The 25,292-nt window shown below is 72.2% G+C and carries 23 protein-coding genes and 1 tRNA gene; 13 read left to right on the top strand and 11 right to left on the bottom strand.

Annotated features, from left to right (window positions below):
* The first annotated feature begins 105 nt into the window (after positions 1–105).
* On the top strand, positions 106–2,916 hold the full coding sequence (topA, locus tag ACFV9Q_RS08455; protein ID WP_377230126.1) for a type I DNA topoisomerase: 2,811 nt from the start codon (positions 106–108) through the stop codon (positions 2,914–2,916).
* Positions 2,917–2,940: 24 nt separating this feature from the next.
* On the opposite strand, the gene ACFV9Q_RS08450 is transcribed toward topA, so the two are convergent.
* Positions 2,941–3,342 (bottom strand): pyridoxamine 5'-phosphate oxidase family protein, encoded by a 402-nt coding sequence (locus ACFV9Q_RS08450; protein WP_377230125.1) that lies wholly within the window; start codon positions 3,340–3,342, stop codon positions 2,941–2,943.
* Between the two features lie 84 nt (positions 3,343–3,426).
* Between ACFV9Q_RS08450 and tmk the strand changes: the two genes are divergently transcribed.
* The 8 genes from tmk to ACFV9Q_RS08410 all read left to right on the top strand — a co-directional run bounded on the left by tmk (position 3,427) and on the right by ACFV9Q_RS08410 (position 10,769).
* Entirely contained in the window at positions 3,427–4,131 is a 705-nt protein-coding gene (gene tmk, locus ACFV9Q_RS08445) for a dTMP kinase (protein WP_377234024.1), read from the top strand.
* The gene (locus ACFV9Q_RS08440; RefSeq protein WP_377234023.1) at positions 4,128–5,264 is read left to right on the top strand and encodes a DNA polymerase III subunit delta'; all 1,137 of its coding nucleotides are present in this window, start codon (positions 4,128–4,130) and stop codon (positions 5,262–5,264) included. The genes tmk and ACFV9Q_RS08440 overlap by 4 nt, the downstream gene beginning before the upstream one ends.
* A 142-nt stretch (positions 5,265–5,406) precedes the next feature.
* Positions 5,407–7,077, top strand: coding sequence for an enoyl-CoA hydratase-related protein (locus ACFV9Q_RS08435; protein ID WP_377234022.1), 1,671 nt, complete (start codon positions 5,407–5,409; stop codon positions 7,075–7,077).
* A gap of 160 nt (positions 7,078–7,237) precedes the next feature.
* Positions 7,238–7,897 (top strand): hypothetical protein, encoded by a 660-nt coding sequence (locus tag ACFV9Q_RS08430; RefSeq protein WP_377234021.1) that lies wholly within the window; start codon positions 7,238–7,240, stop codon positions 7,895–7,897.
* Between the two features lie 63 nt (positions 7,898–7,960).
* On the top strand, positions 7,961–9,502 hold the full coding sequence (locus tag ACFV9Q_RS08425; protein WP_377234020.1) for an alpha/beta hydrolase: 1,542 nt from the start codon (positions 7,961–7,963) through the stop codon (positions 9,500–9,502).
* Between the two features lie 157 nt (positions 9,503–9,659).
* A tRNA-Thr gene (locus ACFV9Q_RS08420) sits at positions 9,660–9,735 on the top strand.
* Positions 9,736–9,844: 109 nt separating this feature from the next.
* A complete protein-coding gene (locus ACFV9Q_RS08415) occupies positions 9,845–10,363 on the top strand; it encodes an HAD family hydrolase (RefSeq protein ID WP_377234019.1) in 519 nt (172 codons plus the stop codon).
* A 244-nt stretch (positions 10,364–10,607) separates the two neighbouring features.
* Entirely contained in the window at positions 10,608–10,769 is a 162-nt protein-coding gene (locus ACFV9Q_RS08410; RefSeq protein WP_377234018.1) for a hypothetical protein, read from the top strand.
* Positions 10,770–11,004: 235 nt separating this feature from the next.
* Here the strand turns inward: ACFV9Q_RS08410 and ACFV9Q_RS08405 are convergent, their stop codons facing one another.
* The 4 genes from ACFV9Q_RS08405 to ACFV9Q_RS08390 all read right to left on the bottom strand — a co-directional run bounded on the left by ACFV9Q_RS08405 (position 11,005) and on the right by ACFV9Q_RS08390 (position 14,445).
* Positions 11,005–11,304, bottom strand: a complete 300-nt coding sequence (locus ACFV9Q_RS08405) for a hypothetical protein (protein WP_377234017.1) — start codon at positions 11,302–11,304, stop codon at positions 11,005–11,007.
* Positions 11,305–12,314: 1,010 nt separating this feature from the next.
* Positions 12,315–12,830: a hypothetical protein gene (locus tag ACFV9Q_RS08400; protein ID WP_377234016.1), complete on the bottom strand. Its 516-nt coding sequence runs from the start codon at positions 12,828–12,830 to the stop codon at positions 12,315–12,317.
* Positions 12,831–12,879: 49 nt separating this feature from the next.
* The gene (locus ACFV9Q_RS08395; RefSeq protein WP_377234015.1) at positions 12,880–13,518 is read right to left on the bottom strand and encodes a GNAT family N-acetyltransferase; all 639 of its coding nucleotides are present in this window, start codon (positions 13,516–13,518) and stop codon (positions 12,880–12,882) included.
* Positions 13,519–13,524: 6 nt separating this feature from the next.
* Positions 13,525–14,445 carry an alpha/beta hydrolase gene (locus tag ACFV9Q_RS08390; RefSeq protein ID WP_377234014.1) on the bottom strand — a complete coding sequence of 307 codons (921 nt, stop codon included), beginning with the start codon at positions 14,443–14,445 and terminating at the stop codon, positions 13,525–13,527.
* Between the two features lie 167 nt (positions 14,446–14,612).
* On the opposite strand from ACFV9Q_RS08390, the gene ACFV9Q_RS08385 reads away from it, so the two are divergent.
* Positions 14,613–16,160 (top strand): MFS transporter, encoded by a 1,548-nt coding sequence (locus tag ACFV9Q_RS08385; protein WP_377234013.1) that lies wholly within the window; start codon positions 14,613–14,615, stop codon positions 16,158–16,160.
* Positions 16,157–17,293: an aminopeptidase P family protein gene (locus tag ACFV9Q_RS08380; protein ID WP_377234012.1), complete on the top strand. Its 1,137-nt coding sequence runs from the start codon at positions 16,157–16,159 to the stop codon at positions 17,291–17,293. Before ACFV9Q_RS08385 ends, ACFV9Q_RS08380 begins: the two co-directional genes overlap by 4 nt.
* Before the next feature lie 27 nt (positions 17,294–17,320).
* On the opposite strand, the gene ACFV9Q_RS08375 is transcribed toward ACFV9Q_RS08380, so the two are convergent.
* The 3 genes from ACFV9Q_RS08375 to zapE all read right to left on the bottom strand — a co-directional run bounded on the left by ACFV9Q_RS08375 (position 17,321) and on the right by zapE (position 19,349).
* A complete protein-coding gene (locus ACFV9Q_RS08375; protein WP_377234011.1) occupies positions 17,321–17,710 on the bottom strand; it encodes a DoxX family protein in 390 nt (129 codons plus the stop codon).
* Between the two features lie 74 nt (positions 17,711–17,784).
* Positions 17,785–18,258 (bottom strand): DUF2809 domain-containing protein, encoded by a 474-nt coding sequence (locus ACFV9Q_RS08370; RefSeq protein WP_377234010.1) that lies wholly within the window; start codon positions 18,256–18,258, stop codon positions 17,785–17,787.
* Positions 18,255–19,349, bottom strand: coding sequence for a cell division protein ZapE (zapE, locus tag ACFV9Q_RS08365; RefSeq protein ID WP_377234009.1), 1,095 nt, complete (start codon positions 19,347–19,349; stop codon positions 18,255–18,257). The genes ACFV9Q_RS08370 and zapE overlap by 4 nt, the downstream gene beginning before the upstream one ends.
* A gap of 23 nt (positions 19,350–19,372) precedes the next feature.
* Here zapE and def point away from each other — a divergent pair, with 23 nt between their 5' ends.
* Complete coding sequence (gene def, locus ACFV9Q_RS08360; protein WP_377230111.1) at positions 19,373–20,062, top strand: peptide deformylase; 690 nt, start codon at positions 19,373–19,375, stop codon at positions 20,060–20,062.
* A gap of 33 nt (positions 20,063–20,095) precedes the next feature.
* Here def and ACFV9Q_RS08355 read toward each other — a convergent pair whose 3' ends face one another.
* The 3 genes from ACFV9Q_RS08355 to ACFV9Q_RS08345 form a co-directional block, all read right to left on the bottom strand.
* The gene (locus ACFV9Q_RS08355) at positions 20,096–20,701 is read right to left on the bottom strand and encodes an alpha/beta family hydrolase (protein WP_377234008.1); all 606 of its coding nucleotides are present in this window, start codon (positions 20,699–20,701) and stop codon (positions 20,096–20,098) included.
* A 105-nt stretch (positions 20,702–20,806) separates the two neighbouring features.
* Positions 20,807–21,637, bottom strand: a complete 831-nt coding sequence (locus ACFV9Q_RS08350) for a hypothetical protein (RefSeq protein ID WP_377234007.1) — start codon at positions 21,635–21,637, stop codon at positions 20,807–20,809.
* 34 nt (positions 21,638–21,671) lie between these two features.
* The gene (locus ACFV9Q_RS08345; RefSeq protein ID WP_377231696.1) at positions 21,672–22,292 is read right to left on the bottom strand and encodes a hypothetical protein; all 621 of its coding nucleotides are present in this window, start codon (positions 22,290–22,292) and stop codon (positions 21,672–21,674) included.
* Between the two features lie 296 nt (positions 22,293–22,588).
* On the opposite strand from ACFV9Q_RS08345, the gene ACFV9Q_RS08340 reads away from it, so the two are divergent.
* Positions 22,589–25,150: an ATP-dependent Clp protease ATP-binding subunit gene (locus ACFV9Q_RS08340; protein WP_377231697.1), complete on the top strand. Its 2,562-nt coding sequence runs from the start codon at positions 22,589–22,591 to the stop codon at positions 25,148–25,150.
* Positions 25,151–25,292 lie beyond the last annotated feature (142 nt).

Below are 25,292 nucleotides of genomic sequence, written 5' to 3'. Positions count from 1 at the left end.
CTGTGAGCCCGGATAGGGTGCGATCCGTCGTGCCTGGCGTACCGTGAACTCTCCAACGCCACCCGGCGCACGTCCCCAGACCCAGCAGGAAGCAGGCAGGACCGGATGTCCCAGGCACGCAAGCTCGTGATCGTCGAGTCGCCCACGAAGGCTCGCAAGATCCAGAGCTATCTCGGTGACGGCTACGAGGTCGAAGCCAGCGTGGGGCACATTCGCGACCTCCCGCAGCCCAAGGACCTCCCCGCGGAGATGAAGAAGGGCCCGTACGGCAAGTTCTCCGTCGACGTCGACAACGGCTTCGACCCGTACTACGTGGTCCACGCGGACAAGAAGAAGAAGGTCTCCGAGCTCAAGAAGGCCCTCAAGGACGCCGACGAGCTCTTCCTCGCGACCGATGAGGACCGCGAGGGCGAGGCCATCGCCTGGCACCTGATCCAGGAGCTCAAGCCCAAGGTCCCGGTCAAGCGCATGGTCTTCCACGAGATCACGCGGGACGCGATCCTCCGCGCCCTGGAGAACACGCGCGAGCTGGACCAGGACCTGGTGGACGCCCAGGAGACGCGGCGCATCCTCGACCGCCTGTACGGCTACGAGGTCTCGCCGGTGCTGTGGCGCAAGGTGCGCCAGGGCCTGTCGGCCGGCCGGGTGCAGTCGGTGGCGACGCGCCTGGTGGTCGAGCGCGAGCGCGAGCGCATGGCGTTCGTGTCCGCGGACTACTGGGACGTCGCGGGCACGTTCGCGGTCCCGGAGGGGGCGGACGGCGGCCAGCCCTCCTTCCGCGCCCGGCTCACGCAGCTCGCGGGCCAGAAGGTCGCGTCGGGCCGTGACTTCGACGACCGGGGCCGGCTGAAGGTCCGCACCGGTGTGGTGCAGCTCGACGAGGCGGCCGCCCGCGCCGTCGTCGCCGGGCTGGAGGCCGCCGACTTCGCCGTCCGCAGCCTGGAGACCAAGCCGTACACGCGCCGTCCGGCGGCGCCGTTCACCACCTCCACCATGCAGCAGGAGGCGGGCCGCAAGCTGCGGATGTCGTCGCGCCAGGCGATGCGCACCGCGCAGGGCCTGTACGAGAACGGCTACATCACCTACATGCGTACCGACAGCCCCTCGCTGTCGAAGGAGGCGACGGACGCCGCGCGGCGGCAGGCCGCCGAGCTGTACGGCGCCGAGTACGTCCCGGGCGCGCCCCGCCTCTACGCCAGCAAGGCGAAGGGCGCCCAGGAGGCGCACGAGGCGATCCGCCCCGCGGGTGACTCGTTCCGCACCCCGGCGCAGGTCGCCGGCGAGCTGAGCGGCGACCAGTTCCGGCTGTACGAGCTGATCTGGAAGCGCACCGTGGCCTCGCAGATGGCCGACGCCAAGGGGTCGACGGCGTCCGTCCGGCTCGGCGCGACCGTCTCCGGCGGCGCGCAGGACGGCAACGAGGCGGTGTTCTCGGCGTCGGGCACGGTGATCTCGTTCCGCGGCTTCCTGGCCGCGTACGAGGAGGGTGCGGACGCCGACAACGACGCCGCCGAGGGTGCCGCAGCCGCGAAGGAGACGCGCCTGCCGACGATGGCCGAGGGCGACGCGCTGACCGGCACCGACCTCGCCGCCGACGGCCACTCCACCACGCCGCCCGCCCGGTACACGGAGGCCTCGCTGGTCAAGGCGCTGGAGGAGCGCGGCATCGGCCGCCCGTCCACGTACGCCGCGACCATCTCGACCATCCAGGACCGCGGCTACGTCATCACGCGGGGCCAGGCCCTGGTGCCGACCTGGCTCGCGTTCGCGGTGATCCGCCTGCTGGAGGAGCACTTCGACCGGCTGGTCGACTACGACTTCACGGCCACCATGGAGGAGGACCTCGACCAGATCGCGGCCGGCTCCAGGGAGCGCGTGGCCTGGCTGCAGGAGTTCTACTTCGGCGAGGGCCCGGGCAACGTCGGCACGTCGGACGCGCTCGGCGTGGACAGCGACGGCGGCGGCCTGCGGGCGCTCGTGGAGAACCTGGGCGAGATCGACGCCGCGGCGATCAACTCCGTGGACATCGGCGAGGGCATCCGGGTGCGCGTGGGCCGCTACGGCCCGTACCTGGAGGACCTCGCGGCCGAGGTCGAGGAGGGCAAGACCCCGCCCCGCGCCTCGGTGCCGGACGACGTCGCGCCCGACGAGCTGACGGTCGCCAAGGCACGCGAGCTGCTCGCGGCGGGCGCCGACGACGGCCGCGTGCTCGGCACGCACCCCGAGTCGGGCAACCCGATCGTGGCGAAGAACGGCCGCTACGGCCCGTACGTGACGGAGCAGCTGCCCGAGCCGGACCTTGACCCGGACCTGTCGGCCGCGGCGAAGAAGCGGGCGCTGGCCGCCCTGCCCAAGCCGCGCACGGCGTCGCTGCTCAAGACGCAGGCCCTCGACTCGGTGACGCTGGAGGACGCGCTGCAGCTCATGTCGCTGCCGCGGGTCGTGGGCACCGACCCGGAGTCGGGCGACGAGATCACCGCGCAGAACGGCCGCTACGGCCCGTACCTGAAGAAGGGCACGGACTCGCGCACCCTGCCGTCCGAGGAGGCCATGTTCACGGTCACCCTGGAGGAGGCGCTGGAGATCTACAAGCAGCCCAAGCGGGGCCGCGGTCGCACCGCGACGCCGCCGCTGCGCGAGCTCGGCGACGACCCGACGAGCGGCAAGCCGATCCAGGTCAAGGACGGTCGGTTCGGTCCCTACGTGACCGACGGCGAGACCAACCGCACCCTGCCGCGCGACGTCACGCCGGAGTCCGTCACGGCCGAGCGCGCCATCGAGCTGCTCGCGGAGAAGCGCGCGCAGGGTCCGGCGAAGAAGCGCACCCCGGCGAAGAAGGCACCCGCCAAGAAGGCGCCCGCGAAGAAGGCCCCGGCCAAGAAGGCCCCGGCGAAGAGCACGTCCACCAAGGAGTAGCCGGGGAGCCGCCGGGTGTGCGCGTCAGCGGCGCAGCCGGCGGCCGGTCACCTGGGCGGGTGTGATGCGCACCCAGGTGTCCCGGGTGTCCTCCAGGTAGCTGATCAGGTTGGTCGACTCGGCCGCCGCGATGTCGGCGTCGGTCTCCAGGATCTCCGCGGTGCCCTTCACGACGACGCTGTAGGCGATCTCGGGACCCCACTGGTCCACCTCGAACGCGACCTTCTCGTTGATCGCCACCTCCGCGACCTTCGTCCCCGGGATGGTGTGGAAGTAGATGGTCCGGTCCGCGACCGCGAAGTTCAGGGGGAAGATCTCCGGCTCGCCGGCGACGGCGGTGCCGAGCCGCCCGATGGGCTGCATCGAGAGGAACTCCCAGCACTCGTCCACGGTCATCGGCGTGATGCTCTGCTCGTTGTCGTCCATGTCCCCATCGTGCGCCGACTGCGCGGGCGTCGCCCAGCGGGGGCCGGCCGGGTCGATGTCAGCGGGCCCGGTTAGGGTGGCGGCGTGAACGCACCGGGCTACTTCATCTCCTTCGAGGGCGGCGAGGGCGTGGGCAAGTCGACCCAGTCACGCCTCCTCGGCGACTGGCTGGCGGACCTGACGGGCCGCGAGGTCCTGCTCACGTTCGAGCCGGGCGCCACCACGCTCGGCAAGGAGCTGCGGGCCGCGGTCATGCACGGCCAGGACATGGGCCCGCGGGCCGAGGCGCTCATCTACGCGGCGGACCGCGCCCACCACGTCGAGACCGTGGTGCGCCCCGCGCTGGAGCGCGGCGCCGTGGTGGTCACCGACCGCTACGTCGACTCCTCGATCGCCTACCAGGCGGGCGGGCGCGACCTGCCCCCGGGCGAGGTGGAGCACCTCTCCCTGTGGGCCACCAAGGGCCTGCGGACGGACATCACGATCCTGCTCGACCTCGACCCCGAGGCGGCCGCCGCCCGCCGCGCCGCAGCCGAGGGCAAGGGCGAGCTCGACCGGCTGGAGCGGGCCGGGGTCGAGTTCCACACCCGGGTCCGGGACACGTTCCTCCAGCGCGCGGCGGCCGACCCGGAGCGCTGGGTGGTCATCGACGCCGCGGCCCCGGTCGACGACATCCAGGCGCAGATCCGGGTGGACGTCGCGGCCCGCCTGGGCCTGACGCCGGTGGTCACCGAGGCCGCGAGCGTCACCGGGTCCGACCCGGCCGCCGACGGCGAGGACCGCACGTGACCGTGTGGGACGACGTCGTCGGGCAGGAGTCCGCCGTCGCCGTGCTGCAGGGCGCCGTGGCCAACCCGGCCGCGATGACGCACGCCTGGCTCGTGACCGGCCCGCCCGGCTCGGGCCGGTCGGTCGCCGCGCGGGCCTTCGCCGCGGCGCTCCAGTGCCCGGACGGCGGCTGCGGTGTCTGCCGGTCGTGCACCACGACCATGGCGGGCACCCACCCGGACGTGACGCTGCTGGCCACGGAGAAGGTGGTCATCGCCATCGACGAGGTGCGCGACCTGATCATGACGGCGTCCCGCTCACCGTCGGGCGGCCGGTGGCGCGTGATCGTCATCGAGGACGCCGACCGCATGGCGGAGCGCACCACCAACGTGCTGCTCAAGGCCATCGAGGAGCCGCCGCCGCACACGGTCTGGGTGCTGTGCGCGCCGTCGGTCCAGGACGTGCTGCCGACGATCCGGTCGCGCTGCCGGTCCGTGGTGCTGCGCGTGCCGCCGCCCGAGGCCGTCGCCGACCTGCTGGTGCGGCGCGACGGCGCGGACCCCGCGGTCGCCCTGAGCGCGGCCCGCGCGGCCCAGAGCCACGTGGGCCTGGCCAAGCGCCTGGCGCGGGACGCCGGGGCGCGCGAACGCCGCACCGCGGTGCTGAGCATCGCGCGGCGCATCCGCGGCGTCGGCGACGCCGTGCTCGCCGCGGGCGAGCTCGTGGACGTCGCCAAGGCGGAGGCCGTCTCCGCCACCCAGGAGCGCGACGCCGCCGAGAAGGCCGAGCTGCTGCGCGCGCTCGGCGTGGCCGACGGCGAGACGCTGCCGCCGCGCCTGCGCTCCCAGCTCAAGCAGCTCGAGGACGACCAGAAGCGCCGCGCCACGCGGCACCAGCGCGACGTGCTCGACCGCGCGATGGTGGACCTGCTGTCGCTGTACCGGGACGTGCTCGTGGTGCAGCTCGGGGCCGAGGTCGACCTGGTCAACGCCGAGCTCGCCGAGACCGTGCGCGCGCTGGCCGCCGACTCGACCCCCGAGCAGACGGTGCGCCGCATGGACTCGATCGGCGTGGCCCGCACCCGGCTGGACGGCAACGTGGCGCCGCTCCTCGCGCTGGAGGCGATGGCGATAGCCCTGCGCCCTCAGGGCTGAACACCCTCCGCCGTGGTCCACGTGTGAAGATTTCGCACGGGTGAATGTGAACCACCGCGGCACATTGTCCCGAATGCCGTCCCTGGTTAGGCTGCGGGGCGCCCCCAGAGCTCGTCCGTGCGATTTAGGAGTCCACCGTCCGATGAGGATCCTCCTGCTGGTTTCTGCCTTCAACGGTCTTACCCAGCGGGTCTGGTGCTCCCTGCGGGAGCAGGGGCACGACGTCGGAGTCGAGCTCGCCCCGACCTTCGAGTCGGGCGCCGCCATGACCCGCGCCGTCGAGCGGGCGGACCCGGACCTGATCCTGTGCCCGTTCCTCAAGCACCGCGTGCCGGACATGATCTACGACCGCTGGCCGACCGTCATCGTGCACCCGGGCCCCGTGGGCGACCGCGGGCCCTCGTCGCTGGACCACGCGATCCGCGACGGCCGTGACCGGTGGGGCGTCACGGCCCTGTCCGCAGTCGAGGAGCTGGACGCCGGCCCGGTGTGGGCCACCGCCGTCTTCGACATGCCGGACCAGCCGATCTCCAAGAGCGCCCTGTACAACAGCCGGGTCGCGGACGCCGCGATGGCCTGCATCGGCGAGGTGGTCCGCAAGGTCGCCGACGGCGAGCGGCCCATCCCCGCCGAGGCCTGCCTGCGGATCGTGCCGGTCAGCGGCGAGCTGCCGCTCCTGCGCCGCGAGGACTTCCGGGTCGACTGGAGCCGTCCCGCCGCCGAGCTGGAGCGGCTCGTCGCCGCCGCGGACGGCGCCCCCGGCGCCCCGGCGGGCGTGAACGGCCGGTCGGTCTGCATCTTCGACGCCGTCGCGTCGCCGGAGCACACCGGCGCGCAACCCGGCACCGTCGTGGGCCGCAACCTCGACGCAGTGGCGATCGCCTGCGGCGTCGGCACGCTCTGGGTCGGCTACGCCGCCGAGCTGAGCGGACGCCGCGGCACCAAGCTGCCGGCCGCCCAGGTCATCGACGCGAGCAACGCCCCGTTCCGCCGCATCCCGGACGCCCTGGCCGAGACCACCTACGTGCGCGACGGCGCCGTCGGCTACCTGACGTTCAGGTCCTACAGCGGCGCGATGTACACCGAGCAGTGCCGCCGCATGACCAGCGCCGTCGAGAAGGCCCTCACCGAGGACACCCGGGTGCTCGTCATCAAGGGCACCGAGCACGCGTTCTCCAACGGCATCCACCTGGGCACCGTCGACGCGTCGCCGGACCCGGCCGCCGAGGCCTGGGAGAACATCTGCGCCATCGACGAGCTGTGCCTCGCGATCGCCACCGCCGAGCAGCTCACGGTCGCCGCGTTCACGGCGAACGCCGGCGCCGGCGGCGTCATGGCCGGGCTGTGCGCGGACGTCACGCTCGCCCGCGAGGGCGTCGTCCTCAACCCGTACTACGACATGGGGATCTACGGCTCCGAGCTGCACTCGTGGAGCATGCCGGCCCGGGTCGGGGACCACCGCGCATCGCTGCTGCTGTCGCGCAAGCTGCCGATCTCGGTGGCTGAGGCGGCCCGCATCGGGCTGATCAGCGCCGTCGGGCCGCGCGAGTGGGGCGAGTTCACCACCTGGCTGTCCTCGGCTGCGCAGGGGTACGAGGAGCCCGCCACGCTCGGCTGGATGCTCGCCGCGCGCGCGGAGCGCCGCGCCACGGACCGGCCGCTGTCGTACTACCAGACCATCGAGCTGGCCGAGATGGCCCGCGACTTCTTCGACGACCGGAACGCCTTCTCGGTGCACCGTCGGGCGTTCCTGCGCAAGACGGCCGCGGACGCCACCCCCGAGAAGCTGCGCTTCTCCACCGCCCGGGTCTGACGTCCCGCCACGGCTCGACGTGCCGATCACCTGACCTTTTGCCAATGTTGGCCGGAGTGTCGTGCAAGATGCATGCCGCTCGCCACATGACAGGGGTGGAGGCGTCGCAGTCCTGCGGCACACACCTGGTGGTGTCAGAGGCGAGTGGAAGGAACCGGGCATGAAGATCGAGCGGACGAACGGGTCGGGCACGGCAGCACGGACCCTGGCGCGCGCGGGTGCGTCGGCCCTGGGCATCGGGGTGGTCGCGGCCCTCGCGCTGACGGGTTGCGCGCAGTCCGACGTCGGCGGCTCCGAGGTGGCCGGGTCCACGAGCACCACGTCCCCGTCCGCGGAGGAGAGCGACGTGACCAGCCCCAGCCCCAGCGCGTCGGACGGCGCCGAGGACGGCAAGCTGCCGGAGGCCGCCGAGATGGAGATCGTCGCCGGCGCCAAGGGTCGCGGCCTGCCGCCGGGTCTGGAGGGCAGCACCGAGTCCACGGCGGGCGTCGCATGGGCGCCGGAGCCGGGCCTGCTCTACGTCGTGACCAACGGGTCCAGCTCCTGCCCCACCTTCGCCGAGCCCGAGGCGACCATCGGGTCGGGCGGCAAGGAGGCCGGCGTCGCCGCGGCGGACGGCGTGCTCACGGTGACGTTCGTGCCCGCCGACAACGGCATCTGCACCATGGACTTCGTGCCCACGACCACGGTCGTCGAGGCTCCGGCGGAGTCGGACACGGGCCGTGCGGTGCCGGTTCAGCTCGGCGACAAGGGCAAGGTGGAGCTCGAGCCGCGCGACGCGGACGGCGAGCCCGGCCCGGTCGCCTGGCTCGACTCGTGAGGGTCGCGTGTCGGTTCGCCAGCGGGTAGGAAATCCACCGAGCACAACCGGTAGGTTGTCCGGGTGATTCGCCCCGCCCGCCGTCGTCAGCCTGCGGCCGTCGTCGCCACGCTGCTCACCTCAGTTCTGCTCCTCGCCGCCTGCGGAGCACCCCCCAAGGTGCAGACGGCGCTGGAGGACGTGGGCAAGTCGGACGGCTCAGCCACGGAGGGCGCGCCCAAGGGCTACGAGGACTACTACGGCCAGTCGCTGGAGTGGACCGAGTGCGGCGGGGACTTCCAGTGCGCCACGGCGTCGGCCCCGCTCTCGTGGCACGACCCGGGCGAAGGAAGCATCGAGATCGCGCTCAAGCGACTGCCCGCCTCCGGGCAGAAGATCGGGTCCCTGCTGGTCAACCCGGGCGGGCCGGGCGGGTCGGGCGTGGACTTCGTGAGCGACCCGGCGCGGTTCGGGCAGTCGCTGCGCTCCTCGTTCGACATCGTCGGGTTCGACCCGCGCGGGGTGGGGCAGTCGACGCCGGTCAAGTGCTTCGACGACGCGGGCAAGGACGAGTTCCTCAGCAAGGACTACCCCTACACGCCCGAGGGCCTGGCCGACCGCCAGGACGCGGTGCGCGCCTGGGGCGAGGCCTGCGCCGAGAACACGGGGCCGCTCCTGGGCAACGTCGACACGCAGTCGGCGGCGCGCGACATGGACATGCTCCGCGGCGCGCTGGGCGACGACAAGCTCAACTACCTGGGCTACTCCTACGGCACCCAGCTCGGGGCCACCTACGCCGGCCTGTTCCCGGACCGGGCCGGCCGCCTGGTGCTCGATGGCGCGCTGGACACCACGCTCAGCTCGGACGAGGTCGCGCTCCAGCAGGCCGAGGGCTTCGAGAGCGCGCTGCGCGCCTACGTCACCGACTGCCAGGCGGGCAGCGACTGCCCGCTCGGCGACGACGTGACCACCGGCCTGCAGCAGATCCAGGCCATGGTCGAGGACGCCGAGCCCAACCCCATCCCGACGTCGTCGGGCCGCGACGTGACCAAGAAGCTCGCGTTCTACGGTGTGGCCGTCACGATGTACGACGAGGCCTCCTGGTCCTTCCTCACGCAGGCGCTGCAGCAGGTGTTCTGGGAGGGCAAGGGCGACGACCTGCTCTACCTCGCGGACGTCTACAACGACCGCAACGACGACGGCACCTTCAAGTCCAACAGCGAGGAGGCGTTCCGCGCGATCAACTGCGCCGACGCCCGCGCCGAGGAGGACATGACGAAGATGCGCGCCCTCGCCGAGGACATCCGGAAGGCCGCGCCCACGCTCGGCGAGTCGTTCGGCTACTCCGGCATCGAGTGCACGGACTGGCCGTACCCGGCGGCCGAGCAGGAGTTCGACCCGGCCGCGAAGGGCGCGCCGCCCATCGTGGTCGTCGGCACCACGAACGACCCGGCCACGCCCTACCGCTGGGCCGAGTCGCTCGCCGACACGCTCTCGTCGGGCGTGCTGGTCACGTACGAGGGCGAGGGGCACACGGCCTACGGCCGGTCCAACACCTGCGTCAGCAACGCCGTCGAGAGCTACCTCGTGGAGGGCAAGGTGCCCGAGGACGGCCTCACCTGCTGACCGGTTCGCCGGCCCGGTCGGGCCGGCGAACGGCGTGGTTCGGCGGTTCTTCGGCGGGTTGACGACGTCACACGGTTTCGCTTTGGAACCTGGGACATGCATTGGGTACAGTTAGGCCCGCTCACCCCTCCGGCTCCGGCCGGCGTGCGGTGCGTACGCCGCCTTAGCTCAGTCGGCAGAGCGTCTCACTCGTAATGAGAAGGTCGTGGGTTCGATTCCCACAGGCGGCTCCACCAAGGAAACCCCGTCCGACCAGGCCATATGTGCCTCGGTTGGCCGGGGTTTCTTGCATCTCAGGCGCCGTTGCGGGCATCTCGCGCACCCCCCGCGCTCCCCGGGTCGTTGTTCAGCCTGTTCCCCGCACCCGCCAACCTCGAAGCCGCCAACGCAGCCCGAGCACCGCTGCTCGCACGTGGCATCGACCTGGGCGACCACATCAGCACCACCAGCGACCACCTCGCCGTACTCCGATGGGCTGCCACCAATGCACCGCAGGCCCTGGCCGAGGTCGAGGCGCTGTGCGACGACGCAGAGACAACGGCCGCCTCGACGGCCGAGCCGACTCATGGTGCACACGACCTCCTGCGCAAGTGCCACCAGGCCAGCAAGCCCGTCGTCATCGTGAGCAACAGCGCCGAAGTCGCGATCCGCGCCTACCTCGAGCGCTGGTCGCTCGCCCACTACGTGGTTGCCGTCATTGGTCGGCCTAGCCACCGGCCTGATCTGATGAAGCCCAACACCTACACCGTGGACCAGGCCCTTCGGCTCCTGAGTGCAGAGCCGCGGCGTGCAATATTCGTCGGCGACTCCGTATCCGACGTGGAGGTCTCGCGGGCCGTGGGCGTGCCGTGCATCGGTTAAGCCAAGACGCCCCGACGAGGGGATGAACTGCGATCCGCTGGCACAGACGCTGTCGAGGCCGACATGTCAGCGTTTCTGTAGGTGAAACCGATCGCCCTGCGTTCACCCGCCCTTAACGGGTCGAGTCAGATGTATCGGAAATAGCATCGAGATCACACGAAGATGTGTCATCCGATGATGGGGGTCCGCAATGCAGAACTTCTGCGTGAACAGGAACGCGCAATCAACGTCGCGCGATCATGAAGTGCACAACCTCGACTCCAACTGCAGCTACCTGCCCTCACCAGCGAACAGGATCAACCTGGGTTCGTTCTCGTCGTGCCGGGGCGCGGTCGCCGCGGCCAAGCGGTACTACAACGACGTGAACGGTTGCTACTACTGCGCGAAGGACTGCCACACGTCCTGAACGCCTCCCGGCTGGGGCTCGGCCACGGCGGCCGTGAGGAGTTTCTTTACCGGCTCAAGGCGCGCCTGCAGCGCGCGGGCCGTGCCGCCGTCGGCGGCACGACAGGGACCCCCGCGACCTCCGGCGCCTGGCGGCGCCTCCGGCCGCACCCGCCATCGCGCCGCCGCCGTCGGCACGGCCCAGACATGACGAAGACGGTCTCGACTCCACTAGTCGAGACCGTCTCGCGTGCACGCTACAGGTCGAACTCCCAGTCCTTGAGCCGGGTATGGACGCTGACGTAGTTGATCACCATCTGCTCCCGCGCCTCGGGCTCGTATCGGGCCAGGCATGCCTCAGCGGTCCGCAGATCGAAGAACGCGCCCATTTGGGCGACCACGTTTCCGTCCTCGGCTAGCAGGGCGACCTCGTAGATCGTCTCGGGCGGGCGGTAACCCTTCGGCAGCCGCATCCAGTAGGACCGCCACGTTCGGAAGTGCCAGGCCCCGAGCCGCACTCGAATACGGCGCAGGCTCTGCACCTCGAACTCGAACATCCCGCGAGCATAGGCGTCCGAACAGATAGCCATCCCGGCCAACAGTCGGAGACCGCCTCACGTCGTGCAGCTCTTACGAAGTGCCTCCGGCGGGCACCCGGGAATCAAGAGGAGCAGGGGAGCCGCGGTGCCCCTGTTCCTCCGTCATCCATTGGTTTGATCGGGACCCTGACACCGAACCCGCCGGCAGCGCAACAGGTCCCGCCGACACCCAGCACCGCCGCACCAAGAGCTGCATGAGCGGGACCTGTTGCACTACCGGCAGAACCGATGTCCGAGACGTGCCCCGCGCCAACGGATGACGGAGGAACAGGGACCCCGAAGCAGGAGCATGTTGGGTCACAGACCCGCGATGACGGCTCCGATTCCGCGCACCCCCGGCGAGCAACACGTTTGGTTCGAGCGCACCGCATGCACGCGGAACGAGGCGAGGAATCCGGCCCGCAGGGCTCCGGGACGTTCTCGTAATGAAAAGGTCGTGGGTTCGATTCCCATGGGCGGCTCAGACCGCAGAAACCTCGCTCGACCAGCCCATACGGTCCAGGTCGGGCGGGGTTTCTTGGGTCCTGCGCCATGTTGCGGACGGTTCGCGCACCCCCCGCGCTCCCAATAACGGCTGTGCGAGGCGCTGGGGTTCCTCCCCGAGGGCTTCTTCGCGGACCCGACACCAAGCCGGCCAGGCTCCTGACGCGCTCCTAGGAGTCCCTGAACTCGCGCCCCAGGCGGTTGAGGAGATCCCGGCAGGCAGCGTCCTCGCTGGAATGGGTCCGCTCCCGTTGCCGCAGCCCGCGTTCGCTGTAGAACGTGCTCCACGTCCCGTAGGTCTCCATGAGGCAGTAAGACTCGTCGCGATCCTGGCCGATGCTGTACGCGTCCTCCGGGACTCCACGGGAACGCAGCTCTCCGAGCAACTCCGAGACATTCACGTGGGACAACCTTCCTTCGAGTCGTGGCGCGTCCAGTGCCTCCATGCGTCCTGGGCCCTGTTGCGGGCATCTCGTCGCTTCGGGTCAGAGGGCCGGACCTTCGACAGGCTGGCCGAGCCCCCGGGCAGTTCTCTTCTCGCGCGCCCAGCGATGCACTCGCCAAGCCAGTACCGCGAAGATCCCGACGGCCAGGATCGACAGGGCCGGTGCCAGCAGCCAGGTGCGCTCGCCGGGAAGGTAAGCCACCTGCGGGTCGGCGACCTTGTCAGCAAGCAGGGTTGGGTGAACGGGGGCGGGCGGAGGGTCTCCCTCTTCGGTGCCCAGGCCGTCATCGAGACGAACGTGTCGCAGAGTGCGCCCGTCGACGTCGGAAGTCCACGTGCCCTCCCAGGCGCAGATCACGGTGGTGACCCTGTGCCGCGAGCAGTCCTGCTCGACCGGGGTGAACGTTCCGGTCTCACCGCCGTGCTCCGCCTGCCAGCTATCCATGGTGCCCAAGACTCCGGACACCACGATGACAACGACCCCGACCGCCAGCAGGACATGGGCGATCACTTCCACGACAGTGACGCCGATGCGTCGCAGCAGCCTGCTCGTCATGGCCGCAACCTATCCGGCGCGGGGCTGCGGGGGAGCAGCCCGGCCCGGGTTACAGCCCGAGCACCGGCCGGCACTCCTCCACCCCGGCGAGCTCGATGTCGGCGCGCCGGGACTCGGCCCAGCGCTCGCGGGTGAGCCGCCAGCGCCGCAGCATCGCGGCGTCCCCGCGACGGGTGGCCCAGTCGCTGCCGTTGGGCTCGTAGCCGAGGCGCTCGGACACCCGGTTCGACGCGTGGTTGTCGACGAACGCCTCGCTCGTCGCCTCCCGGGCGCCGAAGCCGTCGAACGCGAGGTGCAGCACCGCCGCCCGCATCTCCGATCCGATGCCGTTGCCCCGCGCGCCGGGGGCCAGCCACGAGAACGTCGTCACGGACCCGAACCGGCTGAAGCCGGTGCCGACGAGATCCTGCATCCCCACCGGCTCGTCGTCGACCAGCACCACGAAGTACAGCCGCCACCGGTCGGGATCGACCTGGGCGCGCCCGGCCCAGATACCGCGGAGCCAGCGCCACTCGCGCTCAGGGCTGTCCGCGTAGAGCGACATGGGGTCGTCGAACGGCAGGGGCTCCGGGCCGACGACGCCGGCCCGCACCACCGGGAGCAGCTGCGCCAGGCGCTCGTCGGTCGCACCAGCCAGCACCAGCCGTGGTGTGCGCACCTCGACACCGAGCGGGGGATAGGCATGCATCGGCCGTCACGCCCCCGAGTGGCCGAGCCGGCCCCCGAGCCACGACTCGATGTCGTCGAGCGCCGCCCGCCCCATGGGGGTCGGGTGTCCCGTGAACGCGTGCGGGGCACCGGGATACACACGGAAGTCGAGGTCCACGCCGGCCGCGGACAGGCGCGCGGCCATCGCGAGGTTGTCCTCCAGCAGGATGTCCGCCTCACCGACGACCATGAGGACGGGCGGCAGCCCGGTCAGGTCGGCGTAGAGCGGGGAGAGGTCCGGCACCGTCCGGTCCGGGGCGGACCCCGCGTAGGCCTCGATGAAGTATTCGTCGGCGATGAGGCGACCCGCCGGCGTCCGCGCGCTGAGGTCGTAGGTGCCGAACCGGAGCACGGCCGCGTCGACGGCGTGAACGCCCCGGTCGCGCAGGCGCACGAGGGTGGTCACCGCGAGCGTGGAGCCGGCCGAGAAGCCGCCGATCGCGAACCTGCTGGTGCCGAAACGCTCGGACATGTGCTCGGCGACCCAGAGCGCGGCGGTCTCGCAGTCGTCCGGGGCGGCGGGCCACGGGTGCTCGGGAGCGAGGCGGTAGTCGACGCCGATCACGGTGATGCCGAGCGCGTCGGCGAGTGCCCGGTCGCGGACGTCGCTGCCGGCCGCCGTCCCCATGTAGAAGCCGCCGCCGTGGAGCTCGAGGAGCACACCGGAGCTCGGTGCGCCCACCGGTTCGTGGATCCGTAGACGGACGTCGCGCCCACCGGCGCTCACGACCTCCTCGACCGGCGGCGGGTCCGCGGCGGCGGGGTTGGCGAGCCGCGCGCGCACGGCCAGCAGCTCCTCCCAGCCGCCGGGGCCCTGCCCGGACGGGCGGTGGGCGTAGAACTCGCTGGTCTCCTCGACGAGGGACCGGAGCCGGGGATCGATCAGGTGGTGGAGTCCGAGGTTCATCGCGACCAACCTAAGACCCTGCCGGCGGCTCCCACCAGGACAATTGATCGGCCGGGACGTGCCGAGGCGGACGCCCGCGTGCGTCGGCCTGCCGGCCCCAATCACCCAGTTCGGGTGACGACCGCGTGCTCGCCGGCCCCTACCGTCGCGCGCATGAGGGGCCTCGGATGAGCGCGGCGGGCGCGGCGGTCGGCGCCGGTGGGGTGCTCGCGGCGACCTGCATCTCCACCCTGGTCGTCAACGCCAACACCTCCGCCGTCAGCATCCTGCTGCCGGCGATCAGCGAGGACACCGGGATGTCGGTCGACACCCTTCAGTGGGCCGTCACCGGCTACTCGCTCGTCGGGGCCGCCGTGATCATCACATCAGGCTCCCTGGGCGACGTGTTCGGCCGCAAGCGGGTCTTCCAGCTCGGCCTGGCGCTGTTCGTCGTCTCCTGCGTGCTGATCGCGCTGGCGCAGTCGGGCGGCATGGTGATCGCGGGCCGGGTCATCCAGGGCGCGGCCGGCGCGACCATCCTGGCCTGCGGGCTGAGCCTGCTGTCGGTGGCCACCAAGGGGGACGAGAACCTCCGCGCGGTCTCGCTGTGGGGCGCGGCGGCGGCCGTCGGCGCGGCCGCGGGACCGCTGGTCGGCGGCGTGCTCGTCGACGTCACGGGCTGGCAGGGGTTGTTCTGGATCGACGCCGGCGTCGCGGTGCTGTGCATGGTGCTCACCTTCTTCACCGTCTCGGAGTCCCGCGACCCCGAGGCGCCACGGTCCGTCGACTACCTCGGCACCGTGCTGATCGCGGTCACCCTGGTGCCGCTGATCCTCGGCGTGAGCAAGAGCGGGGACTGGGGCTGGTTCTCGGTGCCCACCCTCACCTGCTTCGCGATCACCCTGGTCGCGGGCTGGGCCTTCGTGCGGACCGAGCGGCGCGTCAAGGCCCCGCTCCTGGACCTGGCCCTGCTGCGCAACCGGACGCTGGTGGGCGCGACCATCGCCATCCTGATCGGCGCCGGCACGATCAACGGCCTGATGTACCTGCTCAGCCTCTACTTCCAGGACCCGTCCACCCTTGACTTCTCTCCGCTGGAGGCGGGCCTCGCCACGCTGCCCGCGACGGTGGGCCTCGTGGTCATCGCCCCGCTGGTGCCCCGACTCGCCGCCCGGTTCGGCCCCCGGCAGGCCATCGGCGCCGGGTTCGCGATCACGACGGCGGGCTTCGTGCTGATCGGGCTCGCGGACGCGTCGTGGCAGTACGTGACGTTCCTGCTGCCGCTCATCGCCATCGCCGTCGGCATGGGGCTGTCGAACGGGCCGTCGTCGGCGGCCGCCACGGCGGCCGTGTCGCCCGAGCAGGTGGGGGAGGCCTCGGGCTTCTCCAACATGGCCCGGTACGTCGGGGCCGCGGTCGCGACCGCCCTGGCGGCGACGATCTACGCCACCGTGACCGCCAACCAGGTGGCGGACGGCGCGGGGGACGCCGCCGCCCTCTCGTCCGGCCTCGCCGCGGCGTCCTGGGTGATGGCGGTGTTCAGCGCGCTGGGGCTGCTGCTCGCTATCGTCGTCATCGTGCGGCACCCGGCCGGCCGGGGCACGATGTCCGACTCGGCCGCGGCAGCCGCCGCGCACCTGCACACGCTGCCCACGACCGCGGCCGCGACTGATCCAGCGACCGGCACGGCGACCGGTGCCGCGTCGGTCGACCACCCCTCGGGAGAGACGTCATGAGCACCGAAGCACCGCTGACCGCCGTCCCGTTCACCACCCGGGACTACGCCGCCCGGATGGCACGGGTGGTCGACGACGCCCGGGCCGCCGGCCTCGACGGCGTGCTGGTCGCCCCCGGCCCCGACCTGGTCTGGCTCACCGGGTACCAGCCGACGGCGATCACCGAGCGGCTCACCATGCTCCTGCTCACCCCGGATCGGGAGCCCACGCTGCTGGTGCCGACGCTCGAGCGGCCGGACGCCGAGCGGGCCGAGGGCGCCCCGGCGACCACGCTCGTGGGCTGGCTGGACGGCGCCGACCCGTACGACGTGGTGCGCGACCTGCTGCGCCCGGACGGGACCTTCGGCGTCTCCGACAACACGTGGGCCCTGCACCTGCTGGGGCTGCAGACGGCGCTGCCCGCGTCGGGCTACCGGTCGCTGACCCACCGGCTCCCGATGCTGCGCGCCGTCAAGGACGAGAACGAGCTGGCGCGCCTGGCCGCCGCGGGCGCGGCCGCCGACGCGACCTACGAGGAGATCCTGCGCGTGCGCTTCGCCGGCCGCCAGGAGACCGACGTCGCCGCCGACCTCGCGGACCTGCTGCGCGCCCACGGCCACGAGCAGGTCGACTTCACCGTGGTGGGGTCCGGGCCCAACGGGGCCAACCCCCACCACGAGGCGGGGGTGCGCAAGATCCAGGACGGCGACTGCGTGGTGCTCGACTTCGGCGGCCTGATGTTCGGCTACGGCTCCGACACCAGCCGCACGGTGTGTGTCGGCGAACCCACCGCGCAGGTCCGCGAGGTGCACGAGATCGTGCGGCAGGCCCAGCAGGCCGGCGTCGACGCGGTCCGGCCGGGGGTGGCCTGCCAGGAGGTCGACCGGGCGGCGCGGCGGCTGATCACCGAGGCCGGGTACGGCGAGCAGTTCATCCACCGCACCGGCCACGGCATCGGCGTCACCACCCACGAGCCGCCGTACATGATCGAGGGCGAGGAGCTGCCGATGGTCCCCGGCATGTGCTTCTCGGTCGAGCCCGGCATCTACCTGCCTGGCAGCTTCGGCGTGCGGATCGAGGACATCGTCACGGTCACCGCGGACGGCGCGCGCCGTCTGAACACCAGCGACCACGCGCTGCGCAGCGTCGAATGAGCCCGGGCTCGCCCTGGCCGGGCCGGGTCACGCGACGAACGCCTCCGGCCCGAGCCTGCCCCACAGCACGAAGGCGATCAGCACCAGATAGCCGAGGTCCACGAGCAGGAGCCGGTACTCGCGGCGTGCGAGGCGCGTGACCGCGGCCCCCACCATGATCATCGCCAGGCCCAGGGCGGCCAGCGGCACCAGCTCCGGCGCCACGCCCACCAGGGCGGGCAGCACCAGGCCGAGGCCGCCCAGGATCTCGAGCACGCCGATCGCCTTGATGCCGGCCGGCCTGACCTCCTCGGCCCACCCGGCCGACGGCCCGCCCGTCGCCAGGAGCCGCGGCTTGCTCATGACCACCTTGATCAGGCCCCCGGCCACGTAGGCGAGGGCGAGCAGTCCGGCCGCTGTCCACAGGGCGATGTTCATCGGGTTCCTTCCGTACCGAGGATCGCTGTCGACCCCGCCGACGAGACGGACGGCCCGTCCGTGACCGGCGACCCTCAGGCGTGCGGCGCTCGGGCGCGCCGCGCGGTGCGCCGTCCGGCAGACCACCTGGCGACGCGTCCGGCCAGGAGGTGCAGCGCCCACCCCGCGCCCGCCCCCACGGCGTAGAACGGCAGGTCCGGGGCGTTGAAGGTGGTGCCGAGCACCAGGCGGGCGAGCGTGCTGTGCGCGCCCAGCTCGGCGGGGATCCCGGTGAGCTGGAACAGCTCGACCGCGACGCTCACCCCGCACGCCACCGCGGCGGCCACCCACCCGCGGGTGCGCGGCGCGACCACCAGCACGAGCCAGAAGATCAGCAGCGCGTAGAGCGCGTCGCCCGCGTACTTCGCCAGGTCGCCGGTCAGCACCGACCGCACGGACAGGCCCGCGGCCACGGTCAGCACCGCGGCGGCGGCGGGCGCGGCCCGACGGCGGAGCGCGGCCAGGGCGGTCCGGTCGCCGCCCGTGGGGGTGTGCCGTGCCCGCCTCATCCGACGCCCTCGCCCGCGAGCTGCGCGGCCTGTCCCAGCTGTCGCAGCCGGCTCGTCGCGCGGGCCAGGTCCGGGGGCGCGGGGCGGCCGGCAGGCACCACGAGCACCTCGTCCAGCGGGCCCGGCGCGGTCAGCACCAGCGGCAGGTCCCGGTCGTAGAGCACGTCCACGAGGTTCACGAACCGCTGCTGCGTGCTGATCCGGCAGTCGGCGAACGGCACGACGTCGGACACCACCCACCGGTCGAACCGCTCCGCCAGCGACAGCAGGTCCAGCGCGGAGACGGGTGCCGCGCAGAGGCCGGCGAAGTCGAACCAGACCAGCCCGTCCGACGCCCGCAGGGCGCGCACGCTCCGCCCGCCGGCGAGGGGCACGTCGGCCGCCTCGTCCGCCGTCGGCCGGGTCAGCCCGGCGCCGGCGAGGCCGCTCGGACCGGGCGGCAGCGCGGACCCGGCCCGCCAGCCGCCGCCGTCCGCACCCGCTGCGACGCTCGGCCCGACGCCCGGCCGGACGCCTGGCGCGCGGAGCTCGCGGTAGTCCACCGGCCCGTCCACCCGCAGCACGTCGAGCGACGACTCCAGGAGCGCGATCAGGGGTTCCGCGAGCTCGTGGAACAGCGGGTCGGGCAGCAGGCCCTGCGGCGGGTAGTTCGACGTCGCGACGAGCGTGACCCCGCGGCCGAGCAGGGTGCGCAGGGCGCGGGACAGCAGCATGGTGTCCCCGGCGTCGTGCAGGTGGAGCTCGTCGAAGCAGAGCACCCGCGAGCCGCCGAGCAGGGCGTCCAGGGCGCGGTCCATCGCGTCGGGTGTGCCCGTACGTGCCCAGACCTCGGCGTGCAGCGCGCGGTAGAACTCGTGGAAGTGGAACCGCGGACCGCCCGCCCGGGCGTGGAACCGGTCCAGGAGCCAGGTCTTGCCGCGGCCCACCGGTCCCCAGAGGTAGGCGCCGGGCACCGCGTCGCGGCGGGCGTGCCCCGGCCCGGCGTCCAGGGTGTGCAGCAGGTCCTCGAGGTGCTCCGCGGCGGCGTGCTGCGCCGCGTCGAGCACGTACCCCGCGGCGCCTGCGGCGTCGCGGATCGGCGTGTGCGGCATGCGTCGAAGGTACCCTCTCTGCCATGGCATGGACCCGCCCCCGACGACGTAAGCCCGTCACGTACCTGCTCGGCGAGCCGGTCGAGGAGTACCCCGCGACCGCCCCCGAGGTGGACCGTGGCCACGTGCTGCGCATCACCGAGATCGGCGAGCCGGTGCTGCACGCCCCCGCGCGCACCGTCGAGGAGTTCTCCACCCCGGAGCTCGCCCGGCTGGTGGACGACCTGTTCGCCACGATGGAGTCGGCGCAGGGCGTGGGCCTCGCGGCGCCCCAGGTGGGCGTGGACCTGCGGGTCTTCGTGTACGACCTCACCGACGCGTCCGGCGACCGGCACGTGGGCCACGTGGTGAACCCGGTGCTCGAGATGGACCTGGAGGCCGAGCCCGAGACCGAGGAGGAGGGCTGCCTCTCCGTGCCCGGCGCGTACGAGCCCCTGGTGCGTCCCGGCGCGGCCACGGTGCGGGGCGTGGACCAGCACGGCGGCCCGGTGCAGCTCTCCGGCACGGGCTACCTGGCGCGCTGCTTCATCCACGAGTCCCAGCACCTCGACGGCACCCTGTACTGGGACCACCTCAGCGCCGAGCTGCAGGCGGACGCGCTGGAGCAGCGCGACGAGGAGCGGCCGCACATCGTGGCCGAGCGCCGCGAGATCGCGATCGAGCTGGAGAAGACCCCGCCGGAGTACCCGGAGAAGCCGGCCGGCGGCCGCTGACCGGCTCCTGACCCGCTCGAACGTGTCAGACCCTCAGGTCCCCCGGGTGACCTGAGGGTCTGACATGTTCCGCACCCACGTCGCCACCGCGTCGGCCACGGCCTGCTCGCGCGCGACGCCGCGCATGTCGTGCGCGCCCGACAGCGTCACGGTGGTGACCGGCCCGGGGATCGCGGCGACGTGCTCCGCGAGCTCGTCGGGCGTGCCGAACGGGTCCTTGTCGCCGGACACGAAGAGGGTGGGCACCTCGATCCGCCCGAAGTGCTCGACCCGGAGCTTCTCCGGCCGCCCCGGCGGGTGCAGCGGGTAGCTGAGCAGCACGAGGCCGGCGGCGGGCAGCCCCTCGGCGACCGCCATGGAGCACATCCGCCCGCCGTACGACCGCCCGCCCAGGAGCAGCCGGTCCGTGCCCACGCCGAGCTCGTCCGCCCAGGCGGCGGCCACGGCCCGCAGGTGCTCGACGGCGACCGGCGCCCGGTCCGGCATCCGGCGTCCCTCCAGGCGGTACGGGAAGTCGGCGCGGCGCACGGGCAGCGGCGGTTCGGCGTCGGCCAGGGTGCGCTCGACCGTGACGAGCGCCGGGCTGTCGCGGTTCGCGCCCGCGCCGGGGGTCAGCAGGAGGCCTGCGGGAGTGGTCACCGCCTCAGTCTGCCCCGGGCGGCGCGGTCCGGCCGGAGCGGCGCGGTCCGGCCGGGGCGGACGGCGGGGGCCGGTCCCGGGCTGGTGGCCCGGGCCGGCGGCGCGTCAGGTGAGCCGGCGCCAGAGCACGAGCAGGCCGCCCAGCGCCAGCAGCGTCCCGCCGCCGAGCACCGCGACCCAGCCGAGCGGCGTGATCACCTCGTCCTCGTCCGCGACGGGGGTCTGCACGGTGGCCGCGGCGGGCTGGCCGAGGTCGGGCAGCAGCGCCGGGGTCGACGACGGGGACGGCGAGGGGCTGGGTGTCGCCGAGACGGTGGGCGACGGCGTCGGGCTGGGCGTGGCCGAGGCGGACGGGCCGGTGGTCGGCGTGGGCGTCGGGGTCGACGTCGGCGCCGCGGGCTCGGCCGCGACCGGCGGGGCCGTGGCGGTCGGCGTGGGCGTGGCCTCTGCCGTCTCCTCGGCCTCGGGCGTGGGGGTCGGCGTCGGCGTGGAGGTGGGGGCCGGGGCCTGCTCGGCGGCGGTGCACACGCTGCTGTTGCCCGACTCGTGCCAGCTGCTCGCGTCCTCGACCTCGACCCACACCACGCAGTAGCCGTCCGGGTAGGCCTGGCGGGCCTCCCGGAACGACGTCCAGCCCTGGTTCTGCTCGGACCGGGTCAGGTCGCGCGAGTACGAGCGGGCGCTCTTCGACGTCGGGGACCGGACCACGTACGTGACCTCGTCGCTCTCACGCCCGCGCTCGAACGCGACGCCGTCGGCGCTCACCCAGATGTCGTCGCCGCTGCGCTCGGCGGCCACGGCCCGCTGCCCGACGACGGCGGTGCCCACCAGGGCGAGCACGAACAGGAGGAGCAGGGTCAGGGAGAGCCGGCGACGTGCCGTGACGTGACGTGCCGTCGGCCGCAGCGCTGCGGCGGAGGCGATGGTGCGGATCACGGCGGCGATCCTACCGCCGCGGCCGCGGAGCCGTTCAGAACCGTGGCCCCTCCTCGCCGTGGAGCAGGTTGCGGATCGGCCGCGTGATGACGTCGATCCGGTCCACCAGGTCGGCGGGTCCCGTGACCACCACCGCACGGTCGGCGGCGGGGGAGTAGACGGCGGTCACGTTGCGCACGGTGACCCGCATGCAGCGCTTGGCCGTGCCGTCGACGTGGAACTGGCGGGTCTCGCAGGGGACGTCGTCCACCTCGGCGACGATGGCCCGCATCGCGCTGCGGTAGTCCTGGTACGACTCGGCGAGCTCGGCCACGTCGGCCACCTCGGGCGAGGCGCCCGGGTCGACGTCGGCGTGCAGCGGGGCGACGAGCGCGCCGCTGCAGGCGGCCCGCACGATGTCCTCGACCTGTGCCGGGGTGGCCGGGACGCGCAGGGTCTCGACCTCCACCGTCTCGCCGGCGAAGGTGCGGTAGGAGCGCAGAAAGCGTTCCTCCGTGGGGTCCGTGCTGTCGGACACCCCGGTGACTTCCTCCTCGACGAGGTCGAGGCCCCAGGTCAGCGGGTCGTCGACCTCGCCGACGACGCCGGAGAAGCGCGCGAAGCGCGCGACGATCTGTTCCCAGGACTCGGGGGTCGGGCTCGGTTCGTCCGCCATGTGGCCTCCCGGCGCGGGTGCGGGTCTGACAACGAGACTGCCGGGTACGCGGGGAGGCGTCAACGACCTTCGCCGGAATCGGCCGGGAATCAGCCCGGACTCGCCGTCGAATCCGCTTGTCCGGGCGTGTCGCCGCGTGCCGGCCCGGACTTTGCCGTCCGCGGGTGGTACATCGTCACGCCCCTGGCGAACATGGGCATCAACCGGTACATGGGCGCGTTGGGAGCGCATAGAGTCATTGCGGTCAGGCCTGGTACCGCCGGTGCAGGTGTACGCCGCTCGTGAGGGAGCAGCACATGTTCGAGAGATTTACGGATCGCGCCCGTCGGGTCGTCGTCCTCGCCCAGGAAGAGGCGCGGATGCTGAACCACAACTACATCGGCACGGAGCACATCCTGCTCGGCCTCATCCACGAGGGTGAGGGCGTGGCCGCCAAGGCGCTGGAGTCGCTCGGGATCTCGCTCGACGGCGTCCGTACCCAGGTCACCGAGATCATCGGTGAGGGGCAGCAGGCGCCGAGCGGGCACATCCCGTTCACGCCGCGCGCCAAGAAGGTCCTTGAGCTGTCGCTCCGCGAGGCGCTGCAGCTCGGTCACAACTACATCGGCACCGAGCACATCCTGCTCGGCCTCATCCGCGAGGGTGAGGGCGTTGCCGCACAGGTGCTCACCAAGATGGGTGCCGACCTGAACAAGGTTCGCCAGCAGGTCATCCAGCTGCTGAGCGGCTACCAGGGCAAGGAGCCTGTCTCCGCCGGTGGCCCTCAGGAAGGTCAGCCCGCGGGCTCGGCCGTGCTCGACCAGTTCGGCCGCAACCTCACCCAGGCCGCGCGCGAGGGCAAGCTCGACCCGGTCATCGGGCGCACGCAGGAGATCGAGCGGGTCATGCAGGTGCTGTCCCGCCGCACCAAGAACAACCCGGTGCTGATCGGTGAGCCCGGCGTCGGCAAGACGGCCGTCGTCGAGGGCCTCGCCCAGGACATCGTCAAGGGCGACGTCCCCGAGACGCTCAAGGACAAGCAGCTCTACACGCTGGACCTGGGCGCCCTGGTGGCCGGCTCGCGCTACCGCGGTGACTTCGAGGAGCGCCTCAAGAAGGTGCTCAAGGAGATCCGCACCCGCGGCGACATCATCCTGTTCATCGACGAGATCCACACCCTGGTGGGTGCGGGTGCCGCCGAGGGCGCGATCGACGCCGCCTCCATCCTGAAGCCCATGCTGGCTCGCGGTGAGCTGCAGACGATCGGTGCCACCACCCTCGACGAGTACCGCAAGTACGTCGAGAAGGACCCGGCCCTGGAGCGTCGCTTCCAGCCGATCCAGGTGGCCGAGCCGTCGCTCGAGCACGCCATCGAGATCCTCAAGGGTCTGCGCGACCGCTACGAGGCGCACCACCGCGTGTCCATCACGGACTCCGCGCTGGTCTCCGCCGCCACGCTCGCGGACCGGTACATCAACGACCGGTTCCTCCCGGACAAGGCGATCGACCTGATCGACGAGGCCGGGGCCCGGCTCCGCATCCGTCGCATGACGGCGCCGCCGGAGCTCAAGGAGCTCGACGAGTCCATCGCCGAGGCGCGCCGCGAGAAGGAGTCGGCGATCGACGAGCAGGACTTCGAGAAGGCCGCCGGGCTGCGTGACAAGGAGAAGCAGCTCACGCAGGTCCGCGCGGACAAGGAGAAGGCCTGGAAGTCGGGCGACCTGGACACGGTCGCGGAGGTCGACGACGAGCTGATCGCCGAGGTCCTCGCGATGTCCACGGGCATCCCGGTCGTCAAGCTCACCGAGGAGGAGTCCAGCCGGCTGCTCCACATGGAGGACGAGCTGCACAAGCGGGTCGTCGGCCAGGAGACCGCCATCAAGGCCCTGTCGCAGGCCATCCGCCGTACGCGGGCCGGCCTCAAGGACCCGAAGCGTCCCGGTGGCTCGTTCATCTTCGCCGGCCCCACGGGTGTCGGTAAGACCGAGCTCGCCAAGGCGCTCGCCGAGTTCCTGTTCGGGGACGAGGACGCGCTCATCCAGCTCGACATGTCCGAGTTCTCGGAGAAGCACACGGTCTCGCGACTGTTCGGCTCCCCGCCCGGATACGTCGGCTACGACGAGGGTGGCCAGCTCACCGAGAAGGTGCGGCGCAAGCCGTTCTCCGTGGTCCTGTTCGACGAGGTGGAGAAGGCGCACGCCGACATCTTCAACTCGCTGCTGCAGGTGCTCGAGGACGGTCGCCTCACGGACTCGCAGGGTCGCGTGGTCGACTTCAAGAACACCGTGATCATCATGACCACCAACCTGGGCACGCGGGACATCGCCAAGGGCGTCCAGACCGGCTTCAACGCCGGCGGCGACCTGGTGACCTCCTACGAGCGCATGAAGGCGAAGGTCAACGAGGAGCTCAAGCAGCACTTCCGGCCCGAGTTCCTCAACCGCGTCGACGACGTGGTCGTGTTCCCGCAGCTCTCCCAGAACGAGATCATCGAGATCGTCGACCTGGAGATCGCGAAGCTCGACCGTCGCCTGCGCGACCGGGACATGGGCATCGAGCTCACCCCCGCCGCGAAGCGTCTGCTGGCGGAGAAGGGCTACGACCCGGTGCTCGGCGCCCGTCCGCTCAAGAGGGCGATCCAGCGGGAGATCGAGGACACGCTGTCCGAGAAGATCCTGTTCGGCGACCTCACGGCGGGTCAGCTGGTGATCGTCGACGGCGAGGGCGAGGGCATCCTCGGCGAGTTCACGTTCCGCGGTACGGAGCGCGACGAGCGTCGTCGTCCGACCCAGGCCGAGCCCCAGTCGGTGCCCGCGGGCGCCGGTCTGGTGCCGCGCGACCTGCCGCCGTCGGGCCAGATGGCGGCCGGCGGGGCGTGATCGCCCGCTAGTCCCCGGTCCTGACACGAGGCCCGGCCACCCCGCAGGGGGTGGGCGGGCCTTCTTTCTTCCCTCCTGCTATGCCCCGTCAATTGGTTTTTCTAGTCCGCCCGGTTGTTTGCTACGTCCACCCACCCCCCCC

This window comes from Promicromonospora sp. NPDC059942, assembly GCF_042731755.1.
Classification (GTDB): Bacteria; Actinomycetota; Actinomycetes; order Actinomycetales; family Cellulomonadaceae; genus Promicromonospora.
The sequence above is the reverse complement of the archived record's forward strand: the minus strand, read 5'-3'. Positions and strand labels throughout refer to the sequence as shown.

Excerpts from the sequence above, each read along its gene's own strand:
- topA (WP_377230126.1), top strand. The coding sequence starts at position 106 with ATGTCCCAGGCACGCAAGCTCGTGATCGTCGAGTCGCCCACGAAGGCT.
- ACFV9Q_RS08450 (WP_377230125.1), bottom strand. The coding sequence starts at position 3,342 with ATGGACGACAACGAGCAGAGCATCACGCCGATGACCGTGGACGAGTGC.
- ACFV9Q_RS08435 (WP_377234022.1), top strand. The coding sequence starts at position 5,407 with ATGAGGATCCTCCTGCTGGTTTCTGCCTTCAACGGTCTTACCCAGCGG.
- ACFV9Q_RS08430 (WP_377234021.1), top strand. The coding sequence starts at position 7,238 with ATGAAGATCGAGCGGACGAACGGGTCGGGCACGGCAGCACGGACCCTG.
- ACFV9Q_RS08405 (WP_377234017.1), bottom strand. The coding sequence starts at position 11,304 with ATGTTCGAGTTCGAGGTGCAGAGCCTGCGCCGTATTCGAGTGCGGCTC.
- ACFV9Q_RS08400 (WP_377234016.1), bottom strand. The coding sequence starts at position 12,830 with ATGACGAGCAGGCTGCTGCGACGCATCGGCGTCACTGTCGTGGAAGTG.
- ACFV9Q_RS08395 (WP_377234015.1), bottom strand. The coding sequence starts at position 13,518 with ATGCATGCCTATCCCCCGCTCGGTGTCGAGGTGCGCACACCACGGCTG.
- ACFV9Q_RS08390 (WP_377234014.1), bottom strand. The coding sequence starts at position 14,445 with ATGAACCTCGGACTCCACCACCTGATCGATCCCCGGCTCCGGTCCCTC.
- ACFV9Q_RS08385 (WP_377234013.1), top strand. The coding sequence starts at position 14,613 with ATGAGCGCGGCGGGCGCGGCGGTCGGCGCCGGTGGGGTGCTCGCGGCG.
- ACFV9Q_RS08380 (WP_377234012.1), top strand. The coding sequence starts at position 16,157 with ATGAGCACCGAAGCACCGCTGACCGCCGTCCCGTTCACCACCCGGGAC.
- ACFV9Q_RS08375 (WP_377234011.1), bottom strand. The coding sequence starts at position 17,710 with ATGAACATCGCCCTGTGGACAGCGGCCGGACTGCTCGCCCTCGCCTAC.
- ACFV9Q_RS08370 (WP_377234010.1), bottom strand. The coding sequence starts at position 18,258 with ATGAGGCGGGCACGGCACACCCCCACGGGCGGCGACCGGACCGCCCTG.
- zapE (WP_377234009.1), bottom strand. The coding sequence starts at position 19,349 with ATGCCGCACACGCCGATCCGCGACGCCGCAGGCGCCGCGGGGTACGTG.
- def (WP_377230111.1), top strand. The coding sequence starts at position 19,373 with ATGGCATGGACCCGCCCCCGACGACGTAAGCCCGTCACGTACCTGCTC.
- ACFV9Q_RS08345 (WP_377231696.1), bottom strand. The coding sequence starts at position 22,292 with ATGGCGGACGAACCGAGCCCGACCCCCGAGTCCTGGGAACAGATCGTC.
- ACFV9Q_RS08340 (WP_377231697.1), top strand. The coding sequence starts at position 22,589 with ATGTTCGAGAGATTTACGGATCGCGCCCGTCGGGTCGTCGTCCTCGCC.